General features: G+C 34.3%; 9 protein-coding genes. 3 read left to right on the top strand and 6 right to left on the bottom strand.

Annotated features, from left to right (window positions below; genetic code table 11):
• Positions 1-19: 19 nt before the first annotated feature.
• From K5V07_RS06050 to bglX, 3 genes are all read right to left on the bottom strand, one after another.
• Positions 20-3,124: a TonB-dependent receptor gene (locus tag K5V07_RS06050; RefSeq protein WP_221916776.1), complete on the bottom strand. Its 3,105-nt coding sequence runs from the start codon at positions 3,122-3,124 to the stop codon at positions 20-22.
• A gap of 424 nt (positions 3,125-3,548) precedes the next feature.
• Positions 3,549-7,709 (bottom strand): two-component regulator propeller domain-containing protein, encoded by a 4,161-nt coding sequence (locus tag K5V07_RS06045; protein WP_221916775.1) that lies wholly within the window; start codon positions 7,707-7,709, stop codon positions 3,549-3,551.
• 242 nt (positions 7,710-7,951) lie between these two features.
• Positions 7,952-10,252, bottom strand: coding sequence for a beta-glucosidase BglX (gene bglX / locus K5V07_RS06040; protein WP_221918148.1), 2,301 nt, complete (start codon positions 10,250-10,252; stop codon positions 7,952-7,954).
• Positions 10,253-11,129: 877 nt separating this feature from the next.
• Between bglX and K5V07_RS06035 the strand changes: the two genes are divergently transcribed.
• Complete coding sequence (locus K5V07_RS06035; protein WP_221916774.1) at positions 11,130-14,378, top strand: LodA/GoxA family CTQ-dependent oxidase; 3,249 nt, start codon at positions 11,130-11,132, stop codon at positions 14,376-14,378.
• Between the two features lie 21 nt (positions 14,379-14,399).
• The gene (locus K5V07_RS06030) at positions 14,400-15,563 is read left to right on the top strand and encodes an FAD-dependent oxidoreductase (RefSeq protein WP_221916773.1); all 1,164 of its coding nucleotides are present in this window, start codon (positions 14,400-14,402) and stop codon (positions 15,561-15,563) included.
• Between the two features lie 90 nt (positions 15,564-15,653).
• On the opposite strand, the gene K5V07_RS06025 is transcribed toward K5V07_RS06030, so the two are convergent.
• The gene (locus K5V07_RS06025; protein WP_221916772.1) at positions 15,654-16,343 is read right to left on the bottom strand and encodes an SIMPL domain-containing protein; all 690 of its coding nucleotides are present in this window, start codon (positions 16,341-16,343) and stop codon (positions 15,654-15,656) included.
• A 49-nt stretch (positions 16,344-16,392) separates the two neighbouring features.
• On the bottom strand, positions 16,393-17,031 hold the full coding sequence (locus K5V07_RS06020; RefSeq protein ID WP_144892077.1) for a rhomboid family intramembrane serine protease: 639 nt from the start codon (positions 17,029-17,031) through the stop codon (positions 16,393-16,395).
• Between the two features lie 113 nt (positions 17,032-17,144).
• Here K5V07_RS06020 and K5V07_RS06015 point away from each other — a divergent pair, with 113 nt between their 5' ends.
• A complete protein-coding gene (locus K5V07_RS06015) occupies positions 17,145-18,014 on the top strand; it encodes a lysophospholipid acyltransferase family protein (RefSeq protein WP_221916771.1) in 870 nt (289 codons plus the stop codon).
• Between the two features lie 86 nt (positions 18,015-18,100).
• Here K5V07_RS06015 and K5V07_RS06010 read toward each other — a convergent pair whose 3' ends face one another.
• Positions 18,101-19,585: an aminotransferase class V-fold PLP-dependent enzyme gene (locus tag K5V07_RS06010; protein WP_221916770.1), complete on the bottom strand. Its 1,485-nt coding sequence runs from the start codon at positions 19,583-19,585 to the stop codon at positions 18,101-18,103.
• Positions 19,586-19,793 lie beyond the last annotated feature (208 nt).

The raw sequence follows: 19,793 nt of genomic DNA, 5'->3' as shown, positions 1-19,793 counted from the left end.
TTGTGTTGTTGCATAAATTTTAAAATTCTATGTTTAATCCCATTGAAGTCGTTCTAGGTACTGGATATCGCCCCAGATCAATTCCGCTTAGGGTGATGTTTTGATCTAAATTTCCTAAAGCTGGATCAAAACCGGAATATTTAGTCCACGTATATAAGTTTTGGACATTTACATACAATCTCACTTTAGATATGATAGATTTTTCGAATATTTTCTTTGGTAAATCGTAACTCAAAGAAACATTCTGAATTCTTAAATAAGAACCATCTTCCACAAACCTACTTGAGATTCTGCCATTCCCATTTGGATCATTTAGACTAATTCTTGGTTCATTTGTATCTTCATTCACCCCCGGTTCAAAGGAATTTAAAGCTCTTGCGCTTATATTGGCGAATCGATCTCCAAATCCAGGATAAATACCGTCTGTGTAATGACGGGTAAAATTATAGATTTCATTGCCCTGACTACCAGTTAAAACAACTGATAAACTCATGTTTTTATACTTAAAGTTATTCGTTAAAGAGTAGGTAAAATCAGGAATTGCGCTTCCCAATGCTGTTTGGTCTTTGGCATCGATTTTTCCGTCGTTATTCAAATCCTTAAAACGGATATCTCCAATTCCTGTTCCTGTTTCCTGAATTGGTCCTGCCGTTAATTCTGTAGCATTTTTAAACAAACCATCAGTAACATATCCATAGAATTGTCCAACTGGCTCGCCTTCTGTTGTTCTGGTCACGTTATATAAATCGAATTGTACTTTACCCAATAACGATTTACCCTGACCTTGAAAACTAGTTAGCTCATTATTATATTTTGAAAAAATAATAGTACTGTCCCAATTAAAATTTTCGGTTGAAATATTTCTAGTATTCAAGGTAAGTTCGATTCCTTTAGTTATAATTTCACCTGTATTCAAAAAATAATTAAGCGCGCTTTGATTTGATTCATCATTGATTTGTTTCGTCAGGAAATTAGAGGAATTTTTAACGTAATAATCAAAATCTAATTTTACTCTGTTATTTAGCATGCCTAATTCAAAACCTACATCAAAAGACTTTAGCGATTCCCATTTAATATCTGGATTTCCTAAATTATCAATTGTTGGAGATACGCCTCCAAATGGAGATGCCGTCAGGGAAAGAATAGTCTGGTATCTATTCGCTGGAATATTTTGATTTCCGACTGAACCGTAACCTGCTCTGAATTTTAAATAATTAACGGTATTCGATAAAGGCTCAAAAAACTTTTCGTTACTTACTGTCCAACCTGCAGCAAATGATGGAAAATAACCCCACTTATTATTGGGTCCAAAGTTGGAAGACGCATCTGCCCTTAAAGAAGCCGAGAAAGAATACTTGTCTGAAAAACTGTAATTTAATCTCGAAATATAAGATGCCATAGACCATCTGCCAGAACCATTTCCGTTAATGGCAGTATCAATATCACCTATGTTTAAATTGGTAAAATTCTTGTTTAAAAATTCACCCGTTCTGTAACCACTTAGATATTCATATCTACTTTCTTGGGCTTCCTGACCTAACAAAAAGGTAAAATTGTGTTTTTCATTAAAGGATTTATTATAGGTTAAATAATTTTTTAAACTCCAATAAAAGCTTTGATCCTGCTGTTTGAATGATTTGTTTAAAAGTTCAGACACATTTCCTAAAGTATACTTTGGTACAAAAGAGCTACTTTTTGCAAAATTCAAATCATATCCCAGTTCTGATCTAAAAACCAGACCTTTTGTAAGAGTGAAATCAGCAAATAAGTTACCATTGATTTTATATCGGTCTGATCTTGCATTATTGTATTCCGCCAAAGCTATTGGGTTCGTTGCTTCAGTGGCCGAAGTACCTAAACCAGTTGTAGGACCAGCAAAAGAACCATCAGGAGTTCTTACTGGCAGTTCTGGCGATTGTCTTAAGGTATTCATGACTAAACCGCCTCTGTCGTCGTTTCTAACTACTTGTTGAGATGACTTACTTATGGACATATTGTTACCAATTTTTAACCATGATTTTACATTTGAATCTACATTGAGTCGCAAAGACATTCTGTTGAAATCTGAATTCAAAACAATTCCTTCCTGATCAAAATAATTTAAAGACGTGTAATATCTTGTTCCTTCTTTTTCGCCTGAAAATGATATTTGATGGTTGTACATAGCAGCATTTCTAAAAAGTTCGTCCTGCCAGTTTGTACCATTTCCTAATAAATCAGGTTTTTGATATTGAAACGGAATTGGCTCGCCATTAAGTTTGAAAATTTTTGCCTGATAAGTCGCATATTGAGGTAAGTTTAAAACATCAACTGAATTGGTCACTTGCTGCGTCCCTAAATATGATTCATATGAAAAAGTCGATTTTCCTCTCTTTCCTTTTTTGGTTGTAATCAAAACAACTCCATTTGCACCATTTGCACCATATATTGCTGTTGAGGATGCATCTTTTAAAATATCAATAGTTTCGATATCCGAAATATTCAATCCCGCCAAAGCAGAATTTTTAGTTTGTCCGCTTCCTCCTCCTAAAGCGCTAAACGAAAAGGAATCGTTATTTTTGTCCGCAAAAACAGGTGTTCCGTCAATTACATATAAGGGCTCGTTACCGTTAATAGACGTAATTCCCCTAATTTGAACAGAAATTCCACCTCCCGGCGTTCCTGAATTTTGAGTAACATTTACACCTGCAGCTTTACCTACGAGGGCCTGATCAATAGAAGTGAAGGGTTTGTCCTGAATTTCGGATGCTTTAATGGAAGTGACGGCACCATTTATATCTTTTCTTTTTGAAGTTCCGTATCCTATAACAACGACCTCATTTAACTTTTCAAGTTCACTGACCATGTTGATTTTCATCACTGATTTTGTATCTGCTAATAGGGAAACCTTTTTATAGCCTATATAGCTAAAGATCAATGTACTTTTTGGATCTACATTGTTTAAGATAAAACCTCCGTCAAAATCCGTGACTGTTCCGTTTTTTGTTCCTTGTACCAATACACTAACACCCGGCAGGCTCATTCCGTCTGATGATACTTTTCCTTTAACAGTTTGAGCAAAGAAAAAATTTCCCCACATACACACTATAAAACACAATAGTATTTTTATTGTTCTTTTCTGCATAAAATTTGGTTTAGAGTTGAATTATATAATTAGTTTTTTTTAGTTTCTTAAAAATATTTGGTGGATTGTTTTTTTTCAAGCCTAGTATTTAATTCTTGATAAAAAAACTATTTCTTAAATATTTCTTAACGAAAGTAAAATCTACAGCAATAAAACTGTAGCACAGATGAAGCAAATCATGCATCATTTGATGCAAAACAGCATTTGAGACCACTGGTTTTAGTTAATACTAGCCAAACAACAATAAAGTATTAGCAAAAAATTATCCTTTAAAATATATTTAGCAAAATTTTATAAGAGTATTTTTATTAGAATAATAATTTTAGGTAAATCCAAAAAAATAAGTTCCACAAAAGGTCAAAAAAAAGCCCCGATTTAAAATTGAAGCTTTCTAAACTGCAGTATTTATGAATTCTTTTACTTTCTACTCTTTTGATCCTGCTTGCTGAGTTGGCAAATGACCGTATTTAATTTTATAACATTTGGCAAAATAGGAAGGCGATGTAAATCCTACTTTATAACTAATCTCATTGATATTTACATTTTTATTGCCTTGTTCGAGCAATTGTTTTGCTTTTTCTAATCTTACATTTCTAATAAACTCATTTACTGAAACACCTGTTAGTGTTTTTATTTTTCGATACAATTGACTTCTACTTAGGAAAACTTTAGAAGAAAGCAACTCTACACTTAACTCAGATTCACTCAGATTCTCATTAATAAAATGAAGAATTTTTTGAATGAAATCATTATCTAAAGATGTTGTTTTTTCCTTCCCTTGTTTGGTGATGCCTGTATAAAACTTTTTAAACATTATTTGCCTACTTGTAATAAGCTGTGCTAGGCTAGATTTTAAAATATCCAATTCAAAAGGTTTACTCAAATATATATCTGCGCCAGAATCGATACCTTCAATTCTGTCCTGTACCATTGCTTTTGCAGAAAGCATTAATAATGGAATGTGACTTGTTTTCAAGTCTCCCTTTATAATTTTACACAACTGTAATCCATCCATAACAGGCATAATAACATCTGTAATTATGATATCTGGTAATTTATGAACGGCCAGTTCGTAACCTTTTTTACCATTTTCGGCGGTAATAACTTTATATGATTTACTCAATTCCGCTTTCAGATAATTTCGTAACTCAAGATTGTCCTCAACAATCAAAACGGTATATTCTTTTGCTGTATCGGTAACAATTTCTGTTATTGACTCGTTAGCAATCTGTTCATCATCTGCCTGATATTTATTCGACTCAAACAAGAACTTATTTTTATTTTTTTCTATTTCAAAAACTTCATTCACTACTTCATTTTCCTTGTAAAAAGAATTGCCTAAAGGAAATATTACTATGAATTTTGTTCCTTCTCCCAATGTGCTTTCAACATCAATATTTCCTTTGTGAAGCTCTACAAATTCTTTTACTACTTCTAAGCCAATTCCAGTGCTTCCGTAGTAATCTTTATTAAGGTTATTGACCTGATAAAATCGATCAAAAATTCTTTTCAAATCTTCTTTGTGGATTCCTGAGCCAGTGTCTGAAATTGTTATTGAAAAGGATGGAACTTTATTTCCATTAATTAATAATGAATCCTGTGAATTTAATTCATCTATAGAAATGGTAATAAAACCATTATCAGGAGTAAATTTAAAAGCGTTTGAGATGATATTAAATATTATTTTTTCCAGCATTTTAGGATCTAACCAATCTTCAAGTTTTTCCAGTTCTGAATCGAAATCAATAGTTATGTTTCTCGCGGCTGCTTCCTCATCAAAATAGCCTATTATTTCTTGTACAAACGCAATTACTTCAATTTTTTTAACCTGAAGGAAAATTTTATTGAACTCTAATTTGTTAAAATCCATCAGCTCATTAATAAGCCTTGAAAGCCTGTCTGAACTTTTGTGTACAATTTTTAATTTATTATGTATTTCGCGCGATACGTTCTTACTTCTTAAAATATCTTCAAGAGGATTAATAATCAAGGTTAATGGTGTTCTGAATTCATGCGAAATGTTAGTGAAAAACTGTAATTTTTTATTATTTAATTTCTCTACCTGAATTGTTTTTTCTCTTTCTAAAATTATGGCTTGTTTGGCTTTGAAACGATTTTGATAAATTTTGTTGAAATATTTAATCAAGAAAAGTAATATCGCTGCATATATCAAATAAGCCCAAATGGTTTTCCACCAAGGAGGAAGTATTTTTATTTTTAGCTCTAACTGAACATTGCTCCAGGAACCATCTGCATTGGCCGATTTTACTTTAAAAACATAAGTACCAGGCTCCAAATTGGTGTATGTCGCGGTTCTGTTATTGCCTACATAATTCCAGTCTTTCTCAAAACCTTCAAGGTAATAGGCATATTGGTTTTTTTTAGAATAATTGTAGTTTATCCCAACATATTCAATCGTAAAAACAGATTGTGCATGATTGAGAACAATTTCTTTTGTTTGAGAAATTACTTTGGTTAACGGAGCATTTTCTTCATTTGGTTTTACAGATTTATTAAATAATTTGAAATCACTAAAATACAGACTTGGAGCTTTTTCTGTTTTTTTAATTTCATTTGGATTAAAATAATTTACTCCTTCGTAACCACCAAAATAAAGCTCGCCATTTCCATCTTTAAAAACCGCATTATTATTAAATTCGTTATCAACAAGACCATCATCTTTATTGAAATTGGTGCTTTGTTTCTTTTTAAAATCGAGTTTGGTTAGACCAGATCCACCGCTTATCCATAAAGATCCATTATTATCCGAAATGATAGCACGAACGGATTTTTCTTCAAAACCTGGAAAATCATCATAATTAGAAAATATCTTGCTTTTTTTTGTATAACTAAACAGTCCTTCGCCATCCGTACCTATCCATATTTTTTTATCGTTTGACTCATAAATTGATAAAATGGTCTGTATACCATTATACTTCGTTTTATCGTTGAACATTTGATCCCGCATTTTTGTAACTCTAAAACTGGAATCAGCAAGCAAGTTTACCTGATAAAGTCCTAAAATCGTTCCTACCCATAAAATATCATCAGAGTCTACAAAAACTTTTCGAATAAATGCTTGGTCCAAAGCATTTTCAGTAAATGGTTTAGTGTTGCAATGCACAAAAGTGTTGCTTTTATTGTCAAAATAATGAAGTCCTTTAATGAAAGTTCCTATCCAAATTCGCCCTCTTGAATCTTCAGAAAAACTAAAAATCCGATTCGATTTTAATCCGGCAGTATTTGTCGTATTGTAGTTTATGAATCGGGTAGTTCCATTTTTCAAAAAATAGATGCCACGATCCCAGCTTCCTACCCAAATATTTTGTTTACTATCTATAAAAATCGTCTGTATATCAACGGCATCCAGACCAGAAAAGTAGTTTTGGTTATTTTTGTTAACATGGATATAAGTTTTAGCAGAAAGATTATAAATATCAAGTCCACCACCTTCAGTACTGAGTATCAGATTACCCTTTTTATCTTTTACAATTGAAGTTACATAACTAGTCTGCAAGGAATTATCATTATTAACCAGCGACTCCAGTGAATTGAATTTATTATTAGGCTTATCAAATACGCCAAGCCCTTTATTGAAATAACCCAGCCAAAGTCTTTGTTCTTTGTCTTCGTATAATGACCACACGGAATTCGACTTTAAACTAAAATTATTGTATTTACTGTGAAGGTATTTTTTCAGTACTTCTCCTTTGTTATTTACAACTAATAAGCCATCATTTTCTGTACCACAAAGTATATAATCCTGACTGCTTTGTATAATGGATAGGATTTTATTTTTGGTAATAAAAAAATTCTCAAATTGATAATTATCTGTTTCAGGTTTAATCTTTATAAGCCCATTTTCAGTGGTTCCCAGCCATAAATATCCAAATTTGTCTATGACAAGACTTTCTATATCATCTAATAAAGGTTCTCTTTTAAACTTGTCTTTATAAACCTGCTTTACTTTTCCGTTTATATCGATCTCTAAAAGTCCGTAACTGGTTCCTAAATAAAGTATTCCCTGTTTGTTTTTTACGGAACATTTGATTAAAAAGTTTGGTTTTTCCAGAACTTTTGAGTGTATTAAAGATGCTTTTAAAGTTTTTACATGTAATTTAAATAATCCAAAACCATACGATCCTAGAATGATATTGCCGTTGTTATCCTCAGTAATGGTTTTAATAGTGATTGGCTGTTCGTAGCCTTTTACAATTGCATCCTGAATATTGATTTTAGTAAAGTTATCCAGATCCCGATTGTATAAACACAAGCCTTCATCAGTACCAATCCATAAATTATTCTTAGAATCAATAAAAGTGGCATAAATAAAATTACTGTTTACTGAACCTTGTTTTTTATCATGTTTGTATCCAAAATAATTTACCCCGTCATATCGATATAAACCTGCGCCATTTGTACCTACCCAAATAAAACCATTTTTATCCTGAACTATAGAAGAAATAGCTCTTTTCGAAGTAGTTTCCTGTATACTTCTAAATTGATAATTTTCAAATTTATCCTGTGAAAACAAACAATTTATAAGACCAAAACAGCACAGAAGAATATATTTGATATCTTTCATTTTACATTTTAATATTTATCAATTCCATTTGAAACAAACTTTACAATTTATTTATTTAACCATATCGAAAACAATATTAATAAAACTAAACAGAAAACTTACTCTTTTTTGCTGCATTACCATATTGCTAAAAACCTGAATAGATTAAGAACCTCATAAAGGTCAATCTACTCAGGCTATAAATTGCTTAAAAACAAATCGAATAATACAGACTATCTTTTTGTTTTTAAGTTCATTAGTATTTATTTTAGTTCGAATTTACTGGTAAGACCTTCATTTGAATTCCAGCCAACCATAACATTAAACAAACCCGATTCTGTCAAAAATTTACCATTGTTGTCATAAAATCCAAGTTCCTTATCTGTTAAAGTAAACTGAACGGTTTTCGTTTCTCCTTTTTTTAATGCAATAAGTTCAAAACCTTTTAATTCCTTTACGGGTCTAACCACACTGGCAAAAGCATCATTCACATACAACTGAACTACTTCCTTTCCATCAACATCTCCAGTATTGGTAACATCAACACTTAGTTCAATTTTTTCTCCTTTTTGGAAGGAAGTTTTTGCTAATTTCAGATTTTTATATTCGAAAGAAGTATAGCTTAATCCATAACCAAATGGATATAATGGTGTTTTTTCTACATCAATATAATGAGACCAAAAAACATTTTGATCTTTATTGGTTGGTCGTCCCGTATTGTACAAATTGTAATAAATTGGACATTGCCCAACGTTTCTCGGGAACGACATTGTTAGTTTACCACTTGGGTTGTAATCTCCGTACAAAACCTGAGCAATTGCATTTCCAGCTTGAGTTCCTAAATGCCACGCTTCAACAATAGCAGGAATATTTTCTTGTGCCCAAGGTAACGCCAACGGACGCCCGTTATTTAAAACTAAAATGATATTAGGATTTACTTTATAAACTTCCTCTAATAATTGCTGCTGATTTCCCGGCAGACCTAATTCAGTTCTACTGCGTCCTTCACCGCTTTGAAAACCAATTTCTCCTAAAACCATGACCACAACCTCAGACTCTTTTGCGACCTTCTTTGCGGCTTCAAATCCAGAAAAATCGGTGGTATTAATTTGGACTTCATCAACAAATAATTGTTTATTTAAAGTCACATCAGTTCCTTTTTCATAAACAAACGTATTGTTTTTGTATTGTTGCATTCCTTCAAGAACGGATACTGCTGTATTATCATCAGCAGCAATTCTCCAACTTCCGAGTGGACTGTTCTTGTCATTTGCCAAGGCACCAATTAAAGCGATTTTTACTCCTTCTTTTTTTAATGGCAACAGTTTTTCATTCTTCCCAGACGGACTTGTATTCTTCAATAAAACAATTGATTTTTTAGCCATTTCCAAAACAGCATCGTTGTTGGACTTGTTACCAATACTTGACTTTTCTCGGGCTTCATCGCAATATTTATAAGGATTATCAAACAAACCTAATTCAAATTTCACTCTAAGAATTCTACGAACAGCATCGTCGATCACGCTTTCTTTCACCAATCCTTTTTTTACCAACTGAGCTAATTCAGTTACATACACATTTGATTCCATATCCATATCAGAACCTGCAATGACGGCTTTTTGAGCCGCATCGGCTCCATCGGCTGCGTAACCGTGTGTAATCATTTCGGCTATAGAAGCCCAATCAGAAACGACAAAACCATTAAATTTCCAAGCTCCTTTTAAAATATCTCGTTGCAAAAAACTATTTCCCGTTGCTGGAATTCCGTTTAAGGTGTTGAATGAATTCATGAAAGTACGAATTCCTGCTTCGACTGTCGCTTTAAAAGGTGGCAATACACTATTGTACAACTTAGAATTACTCATATCAACACCATTATATTCTCTTCCTGCTTCTACAAAACCATAGCCTGCAAAATGTTTGGCGCAAGCAATAATAGCTGTAGTAGCGCTTAAGCTCTCTCCCTGAAATCCTTTAACTCTGGCGGTCGCAATTTTGCTGCCTAGATAAGGATCTTCTCCTGCACCTTCCATCACTCGTCCCCATCTTGCATCATTGGAAATGTCTACATTGGGTGCAAAAGTCCAGTTTAATCCCGAAGAAGAAGCTTCGACAGCAGCAATATGTGCCGAATTTTTAATGGCTTCTAAATCCCAACTTGCAGCTTCTGCTAATGGAATAGGACTTATCGTTTTATAACCATGTATCACATCAAAACCAAAAAGCAACGGAATCCCAAGACGGGTTTCTTCAACTGCCATTTTTTGCACGGCTCTTACTTCTTTAACGCCTCTAATGCTTAGCATAGAACCTACCAATCCTTTTTTTATATTATTATATTTTTCTTCGTTAGAACCTGATTCCGGTTTTGGACCTGTAACATCCCATGATCCATTGTATTGATTCATTTGACCTATTTTTTCTTCTAATGTCATTTCTTTCATCAAGAGTGAAATCCGGTCTTCAATTGGTTTATTGGCATCCAAGTGTTTTTTTGATTGGGCATATCCATTTCCTAAAACGATTAGCATTAGAAATGCATAATTCTTAAATTTTCTTTTCATCATTTTTTTAGTTTTTTGTAGCGTTGTTAAAAACACCTAGTAAAGTGTAGATTGTAATTTTTTACTATTATGTATTTTGAATAAAATAATTTTACAATCTTATTTGTACGAAATCAGTAAATTCTTAGATTGTAAATGTAGATTTCAGGGAATAGATAGCATATAACATTTGAAGCATTCTATACTACAAATGGTGTATTTACATAAATCTAAACATCATAGTGATTCCTTTTACTGGCATCAATGAACACTATTTGTGATTCGCTGTATTTTTTTAGTAGTGCTATAAATGTGAAAAAAAGTTAGTTTTAAAATTTTGAAAAAACTGTAATTGCAAGATCCATAAAGACAAGTATAAAAGAACAATTGGTTATTTAGTTTTAAAAGATACAAGTGTTTTGAATGAAATAATGAGACCTAAAGGCTATGCAAATCCTCGTTTATTTAATGTTTTCGGCTGTCAAATCTTCAAAAAACACTAACAATTTAAAGTATTGCATGCGAAATAATTTGTAACAACACTTTATACCATTAACTCTGGCTGCCCATTCCTGCTATACACTACAAGTCCGCGGGAATCGCCTTAAAAAACATAAACCCAAAACGAGCATCCGTTGGTCGCTGTTTTGGGTTTTGTTTTTATTAGGCTCCTACCCTTGCGGGCTTTTCGTTGCTATCAGGGGCAGAGTGACGAACTACTGTAGAAAACTATCAGATATTCGTTTCTTATCTCATTTTTTAAACTACAAATTAGCATTCCTTTATTTTCTTAGAATTAAAAAATTTATTCTGTTTTTTAAAAATCAAGTATTTATACGCAAGGATAAGCTTGCTAAAAATACTTACTTTGGTATACAAAAAACTAAACAATCACTTTATGACTAAAAAAGCAAACAAACCAGAAAAACCAAGCACTACAAGCACAGCTGAAAAAAAATCAGCTTTATTAAAAACAAAACCTACAGCAAATAATGTTGCCTGTTGGGATAGTGATGGCAACATAAATGTAGTGACGCAACGACTCGAGGAAATGTTTGTCGAACTTGGACAAAAAACCCGTATCGAAAGCGGACAGCAGCCAGCTGAACGTCCCGTTTTTCTAAAACAACACGGCATTGGTTACGGAACTTTTACAATAAATAAAGATATTGATCCAAAATATAAAATCGGTATTTTTGCAGGTAGCTCATACGAATGTGCTGTTCGTTTCTCTAGCGATACCAGCCCTTCTTCACCAGATTTACACTCTACTTTAGGTATTGGCTTAAAGCTTTTTGGTGTTGATGGTCCTAAACTTTTAGGTACTGGAACTAACGCTGATTTCATTTTCCAAAACATAGATCGTTTTTTTGCTCGTGATGCGCAACAAATGTGCAGTTTTACTACCGCTGGAGTTATCGACAAAGATTACGATTCGTACATCAATAAACATCCAAAGCTGGCGTCCATTCTTAACGCCATGAACAAAGAGGAAGCCAGCTGTTTGAGTGCCACGTATTGGGCAATTCTTCCTTTTAAGTTAGGGGAACAACAAATTGTAAAATACCGCCTAGTTCCCGAAGATACCTATCAGGGAGCACCTTTTGACGATAATAATTATTTAGCACTCGACTTACAGCAACGCCTCCGAACTAAATCAGCAAAATTTCGTTTTGAAATTCAGTTACGCACCAATGACAAAACCATGCCTCTAGACGATGCGCAAGCCGTTTGGAGCACAGAGGAAAGTCCGTATATAGCTATTGCAGAATTGTATTTCCCTGAACAGGACATTTGTGCAATTGGTCAACCTGAATTTGGCACAAATCTTTCGTTTAATATTTTCCGCACACTAAAAGAGCACGAACCACTGGGTTCTATTGCAGCGGTTCGAAAAGTAGTTTATGCCGCTAGTTCAGAGGTTCGACATCAAGCAAACGGACAATCGACTCAAGAACCAGAGAAAGTTAACCGCCCTTTCAAAGGCAATGTGGACGAAAATAGTGATTGCATTGTCAAAGCTGGAATTTATCCTCCCATAGGTGTTACGCGTGTAGGAAATAGTGAAAACGAGTACTTTATCGGCCCATTGGTTTCTGAGCCTCTACCAATGTCAAGCGATAATGCGTACCGCGATGCTACTGGCGCCCTAAAACGACAAGCCGCACAATTTAGAATATACGGTTTCAATGCAGCAGGAAAAGCCATCAAGGAGTTAACCGCTGAGAATTCTAAAATTGTTTGGCATTCCCATTTAGCCAATCAAAAGGCCTCTTGGTACCAATTCCAAATTGCGTTGGACATTCCAGATGCTGCTGATGCGCCACCTTCATTACTTCGAAATATTGATGTAAAAGATAGAAACTCACTCATTATTGATGGTGGTTTACAAACAATAAACAAACCAAATGTAACCTCAGGACATCCGTTTGTAGGTAAATTTCAAGAAAAACCAGTATATCTAGGCGAAATGCGCACTGATGAAAAAGGACGTTTACTTATGCTAGGTGGGCATGGAGTTTCTGAAAATTTAAAAGGAGATATTGCCATAACTTTTGCCAATAACGAAGGCTGGTATGATGATATCTCAGACGGACCTGTTACTGCGGAAGTAGAATATAATGGTGTGGCGCTTAAAGTAGATCCAGCTTGGGTTGTTTGTGCACCTCCTGATTATGCTCCTATGCAAAAATCAGTAAGAACCATGTGGGATTTAATGCGAGATGTAGCTGTAAGTTCAGGTATGATGCCACGCCCAGTTCGACCTTCATTTACTAAGGACATCTTGCCCATTTTTGAACGAATGACAAATTTACAATGGGTCAACGCAGCTTTTGCAGCAGCTTTTGGTTGGGGCGGACAATTTGACTACACCACCTCTAAATGGAAAGTAAGATTGAACGATCCTTCTTCTGCCAATATCGAAATGCGACGCACGATTTCAAATAATTTTAGAAGATACGGCACTTCAGGAGCAGAAGCACCTCAATTATGGCCTTGGCTTTATGGTGATGCCATTAGCATTCCATCAGTAGGTTCTATGAGACAAAACTCTGTTTTATCAGATTTACAATTGTCTTTTATTGACCAATGGGTCAAAGGAGATTTTGATGCTGATTACATAGACATGACGGGTTGTCCACATGTACCTGAACCCATAACTTTAGATAAATTACCCGTTGCCGAACAACCAGATATGATGACTAAAGCCGCAATGGAATTTTGTTTGGCAGATGCTTTTCATCCGGGATGCGAAATGACATGGCCTATGCGAACTGCTGGTATGTACTCTGCACCATTTAGATTACTTCATGCTCCAAAAACTCCTTTGGTTGACAGCAGTTATTATGGCCCAATGATGAATAGCGATGTGTTTACCTTAGCCAAAGGACCTTTATTAGGCGGGCAAGTTGCTGGTGGAATTAGTCGCTGGATGGCTATCCCTTGGCAAACAGACACTGCTAGTTGTAGAGATGGATATACCTCATCGTACGACCCTTATGTTCCTACGTTTTGGCCGGCTCGTGTACCCAATAATATTTTAGACGAAGAACGTTACAAGGAAGTTATAAATGACAATAATGCCGAAGAAACACGCAAGCAAGCCTTTGCTTTCCGTAAAATGTGGTTAGACGATTTACCTCTTGACGGCCAGGATCCAACCTACACGAATCAAATTAATAGTATGGTAAAATACTTTGACAAACTGGCGGTTGTACAACCTAGAAAAGGAGTCCCAAACAATGAGAATTTCCCACCTGAAATGCAAGTAGGTATTACACCTTCTCCGGAGCAAGAAGCCACTTTACTTAAAGAAGCTATCAAGGATTTAGAAAATATCTTAAAAAGCAAAAAATCATTTAGTAAAGGTGTTCAGGATACACTTAAGGCCGCAGCAACAGAATTATCACATAAAGAATTGTTTACAGAACAAGACGTATTATCTAAGGCAAAAGATCAATTGATTGCTTTAGTTGAAAACGAGTTGTCTGATGATTTTGCCTCTACGCCAAGTGTACAAAAATTACTAAATTTATTGACTTCAAAAGCTTCTGTATTGACCAAAGCCAAGCATCCTGGTAGCAATAAAATAAGCTTAGCAGGCACAGACAAAGGGAACCGTTTCAGACGTTATTCACCAAAATAATTACACAAAGGCATTTTACCAATGAATAAAAAATTGGCTACAAAAGTAGATATTGCTATTATAGGCGGTGGCATTGCAGGTTGTACTGCAGCCATCGCTTTATCTAAAAAGTATACAGTTGCTTTAATTGATAAAGCAGCACAACCTGTTGATCGTATTGGCGAATGTTTACCTCCCGCTGCACGACGCATTTTAAAACAGCTAGATCTATTAGAAGGTTTAGAAAACAAAACTTATCCTACTAACCAACAAATACAACAGCAAAACACAGGAACGCAATCGTATTGGGGTAGTGACACGAGCACAATTGTAGATCATTTGCGCAATCCAGATGGTTTTGGCTGGCAATTGAACCGAAAGGAATTTGAAGTCTATTTACGATCCAATGCAGAGGAACGTGGCGTTAACTGCCTTTTTGGACATAAACTTCAAACTGCTGCTTATGATAATGATCTGTGGACTATTGACATCAAAACCTACGAAACGACTCCAGAACCTATTGAATCATCCATAACTGCAAAATTTGTTATAGACGCTAGTGGTAGACAATCCCATTTTGCTCGAACGTTAGGTATCAAACGCGACATAATTGACAAACTTGTAGCCACTTGGGCCACAGTAGAGAATCACGAAACGATTACAATGAGCACTATTTCATCATGTGAGGAAGGCTGGTGGTACAGTGCACCATTGCCTAATAATAAAAGGGTTATTGCATTTCAAACCGATGCTGATTTAATAGAACGAACTCAAATAAAAAGTGCCGATTCCTTTTTACAATTGGCAACAGCCAATAAACAGATGGCTAGTATTCTTTCAAAAAATAAGCAACCCATACAATTTCATGGTACGGTGGCTGCTAATTCTAGTAAGCTTCATGAAGTAGCAGGAAAGCAATGGGCAGCACTTGGCGATGCTGCAGTAAGTTTTGATCCACTTTCTTCCCAAGGCATGTTTAACGCCATGGCAAGTGCGCTACAGCTTACAGATCTCCTGCAGAACTATCAAATAATTGAAGAGACAAACAAGGCTCAAGAGGCAGTATTTCAAGAGATATACACGCAACAAATGAATCACATTTGGGATTATTACCTCAAACATAAGTCTTATTTTTATGGACAAGAACAACGCTGGCCTCAGTCTGAATTCTGGAAGAGAAGACAATTAGCACCATCAAATATTTAAAAACTTTGAGTGAAAGTAAATCGTTTAATCTATTCACAAAAAAAATCGGAACTAAAATAGTTCCGATTTTTTTTTAAAGTATATGACTTTTTATTCCAATATAAAATTCACCGTAACATTAGCTGTAATATTTATTTCTCCTATTGCTAAAGTTTCTCTAGGTTCTGATGCATCCATGCGCTCCATGCTTTTCATTGAAGCATACATAGGCTGTGGGTAATAAGTTTGAGAATTATCTGAAATTACGAGTGCCTTCCCTACTTTTTGCCCTAAAACTGATACATAATCTTCAGCTTTTAATTTGGCGTCTTTCATAGCAAGCTTTCTTGCTTCTGATTGATATTGCGCTAGCTTTGAGGATTGAAATACTACGGCATCTATTCTATTAATTCCTTGTTCTACTAAACCTTCCATCAATTCATCATACTTTGATAAATCTCGTATAACAATTTCTATGGTTTGAACCGCATTGTAGCTGTGTTTCTTTTTTTCATAATCATACTGCGGATTTAAAGCTACACGTTGCGTTTTAAAATCCCCTGCCGGTATGTTCATTTTTTTTATAAACTTGATTACAGCATCAATTTTTTCATCATTTCCTTTTTTCACGTCCTTAGCTACATTCCCTTTGGTTTCAACCGAAACATTAATAGTAGCTTGGTCTGGGATAACTTTTACTTTTCCTTCTCCATTTACATTTATTTGGGGCGTAGGTTTTACTTCTTGACCATAAGACATAGAGATAAAAAATAGGCTGAATGCTACAATTGCTTTTTTCATTTTTACAAAATTTAAGGTTATCGTATTTTACTTACCAAAAGTTATGCCACTATAACTTACCTAGCTTTACCATTATAAAAAGAATTACAATAGGAATAGCTAAAATAATGACCATCATCGTATTATCTACAAACATAGTAGGTTGTTTTATTAAAGTAATTAGATAACCGCCTACAGCTCCACCAAAATGTGCCGTATGGCCAATGTTGTCATTCTTAGCGCGCATACCATAAATTGAGTACAATAAATACAAGATCCCAAAAATATAGGCAGGCATTGGAATTATAAAAAATATTCCTAACATCATATCGGGTTGCAATAAAATAGCTGAATACAATACTCCTGTAACAGCTCCAGAAGCGCCTACAGCTCTATACCCATAATCATTGTTATGAAAAACCATAGTAAGTAAACTGCCAAATATTAAACTGCCGAAATAAATTAATAAAAATGAAAAGTTACCCAGCTGCCCTAATACTACTGGAGCAAACATCCACAGGGTAAACATATTAAAAAATAAATGCATCATATCTGCATGTAAAAAACCAGAGGTAATCATTCGGATTTGCTCTCCAGCTTTGATACTTCCTACATGAAATTCATATTTTCTAAAAAAAGACAAGTCGTTAAATCCTTTATAACTAAATAATACATTAACAATTATTAATGCTAATAAAACAGTATTCATATTCCGTATTTTTTGTGATGGGTAAAGATAGTAATTCTCAAAATACTGATTCATGTGTAAGGGAAATTATATACACAATCAAAATTAAGTTATATTTGTAAAAAAAAATTTGCATGCAGTTACTTGTTTTCATATTAGCGTACCCTTTTCTTTGGTTCATCTCTATTTTACCTTTTCCTATGTTGTATGGCATATCGAATGGGGTTTATTTCTTAATGTATTATGTCATTGGTTATCGTAAAAAAGTAGTTCGTGCTAATATTGCATTGGCTTTGCCGCATCTTAACCAACAAGAACGTTTGCTTATTGAAAAGAAATCATACCATCATTTATGTGATATGTTTCTTGAAATGACCAAAACACTTACAATTTCTTCTGAAGAAATGAACCGAAGATTTGTAATCACAAACGTAGAACTCATTCAAGAATATGAAAAAAAAGGCAAAAGTATTATGCTTATAGCTTCACATTATGCAAGTTGGGAATGGTTAATCACGCTTAATCAAAAAATAAGTATTCAAGGAGTTGGTGTATATAAAAAACTAGGAAATATTTATTTTGACAAATTGGTTCGAGATATTCGATCTAAGTACAATACGCAATTAGTTCAAACCAACAAAACGATTCCGTTAATATCAGAGAATTACACCAATAATATTCAATGTGTATATGCACTTGCCAGCGATCAATCACCAAAAGCAGATCGAATATTTCACTGGGAATCCTTTATGGGTGTTGAAGTTCCTGTACATACTGGTCCTGAAATGCTATCAAAAAAGTATGATATGACAGTTGTATTTGCAAAGGTTAAAAAAATCAAACGTGGTTTTTATGAACTGACTATAATTCCTATTGCAGAAAATGCAAAAGAGCTACCTGATTTTGAAATCACACACCGTTACATCAAAGAAGTTGAAAAACAAATAATTGAAGCACCTGAATACTATTTCTGGACTCATAAACGATGGAAATATAGAAGATAAGTCTAACCGTCTTCGATTTTCAGTCTTCAGTATTGAGTCTTATTTTTGGTCTAAAGTTTTTTTACAAATAGCAATAGTGTAATTTATTAAGAGAACCAACTTGTCACAAGATTATCCTCTAGTGGCTGAGCTTCTTTATGAACAAACTCATTGCTAATTGGGTTGTAATCATAATCTAATGCCCATGTTGCATGATTTTCGGCTAACGCTTTGATTCCGTTACACACGTATTCAATTTCAGCAGTTGTGGTAGTGGGATGAATTGACATCCTGATCCATCCTGGCTTTCTAATTAAATCTCCTAGCGAAATTTCATTGACTAACTTATTAGAGGTTTCTTGGTCAACATGCAGTAAAAAATGTCCGTATGTGCCTGCACAACTGCATCCTCCACGTGTTTGAATTCCAAATTTATCATTCAATAATTTCACGCCCAAATTAAAATGCAGGTCTTCAATAAAAAAAGAAATAACACCCAGTCTATCTTGATGTTGTGGGGCTAAAATTTTAATATTGGAAATCAATCCTAATGAAGAAAAAATATAATCTACAATTTCGTGCTCCCTTTTCAAAATTTGATCTACGCCCATTTTTTCTTTGAGTTGAATGGCCAGTGCACTTTTTATAACCTGAAGAAAACCGGGAGTTCCACCATCTTCTCTATCCTCAATATTATCTATGTATTTGTGTTCCCCCCAAGGATTTGTCCAACTTACGGTTCCACCTCCTGGATTATCTGGCACTACATTTTGATATAATTTTTTATTAAAAACAAGGATACCACAAGTTCCTGGACCTCCTAAAAACTTATGTGGAGAAAAGAAAATAGCATCTAAATAAGACTCTCGATCTTCGGGATGCATGTCTATTTTTACGTATGGGCCTGAACAAGCAAAATCAACAAAACATAATCCGTTGTTTTGATGCATCATTTTGGCTACCGCATGATAAGGCGTTTTGATACCCGTAACATTAGAGCATGATGTTATGGATGCAATTTTAAAAGGTCTTTCTTTATATTTATCTAATAATTTTTCTAGATTTTCTAAACTAAAAAGTCCATCCTCAGTAGCTGGAATTACCTCAACATCAGCAATTGTTTCTAGCCAAGACGTTTGGTTTGAATGATGTTCCATGTGCGAAATAAAAACAATCGGCTTTTTTTCGGCAGGAATCGTGATAAAACTCTTTAGATTTTCAGGAACTTTTAAGCCCAATATTCTTTGAAACTTGTTTACCACACCTGTCATTCCGGTTCCATCTGTTATGAGAACATCATCAGCACTAGCATTCACATGATGTTTGATGATGTGACGTGCTTTGTGATAAGCCTTTGTCATGGCAGTCCCAGAAATGGTGGTCTCAGTATGTGTATTGGCTACAAAAGGGCCAAATTCATTCATTAATTTTTCTTCAATTGGTCGGTATAACCTTCCGCTTGCGGTCCAATCAGTGTAGACAATTTTTTGTTTCCCGTAAGGTGATTCAAATTCTTGGTTTAAACCAATAATATGATTTCTAAATTGATCAAAATAAAGTTCTAACTCCGTTTTAGTTGCTACTACATTCATGGCACTCTTAATTTACATCAAAGATAAAGGTTTTATTGTAATTTCTCCAAATTGAAATCCCTAACAGCTTTGATTTATTTAAATTGAGTCATTTTCACTTCATATTAATTCAATTGAAAGTAACATTTTAATGATTTTAATGTTGCCAACAAAAATCCAGAAAAAGTGTACTTATGAATCATAATTATTTTTCGAATTCCTGAAAATT

The organism is Flavobacterium sp. CHNK8, from assembly GCF_019774515.1.
GTDB classification, from domain to species: domain Bacteria; phylum Bacteroidota; class Bacteroidia; order Flavobacteriales; family Flavobacteriaceae; genus Flavobacterium; species Flavobacterium tiangeerense.
The sequence above is the reverse complement of the archived record's forward strand: the minus strand, read 5'-3'. Positions and strand labels throughout refer to the sequence as shown.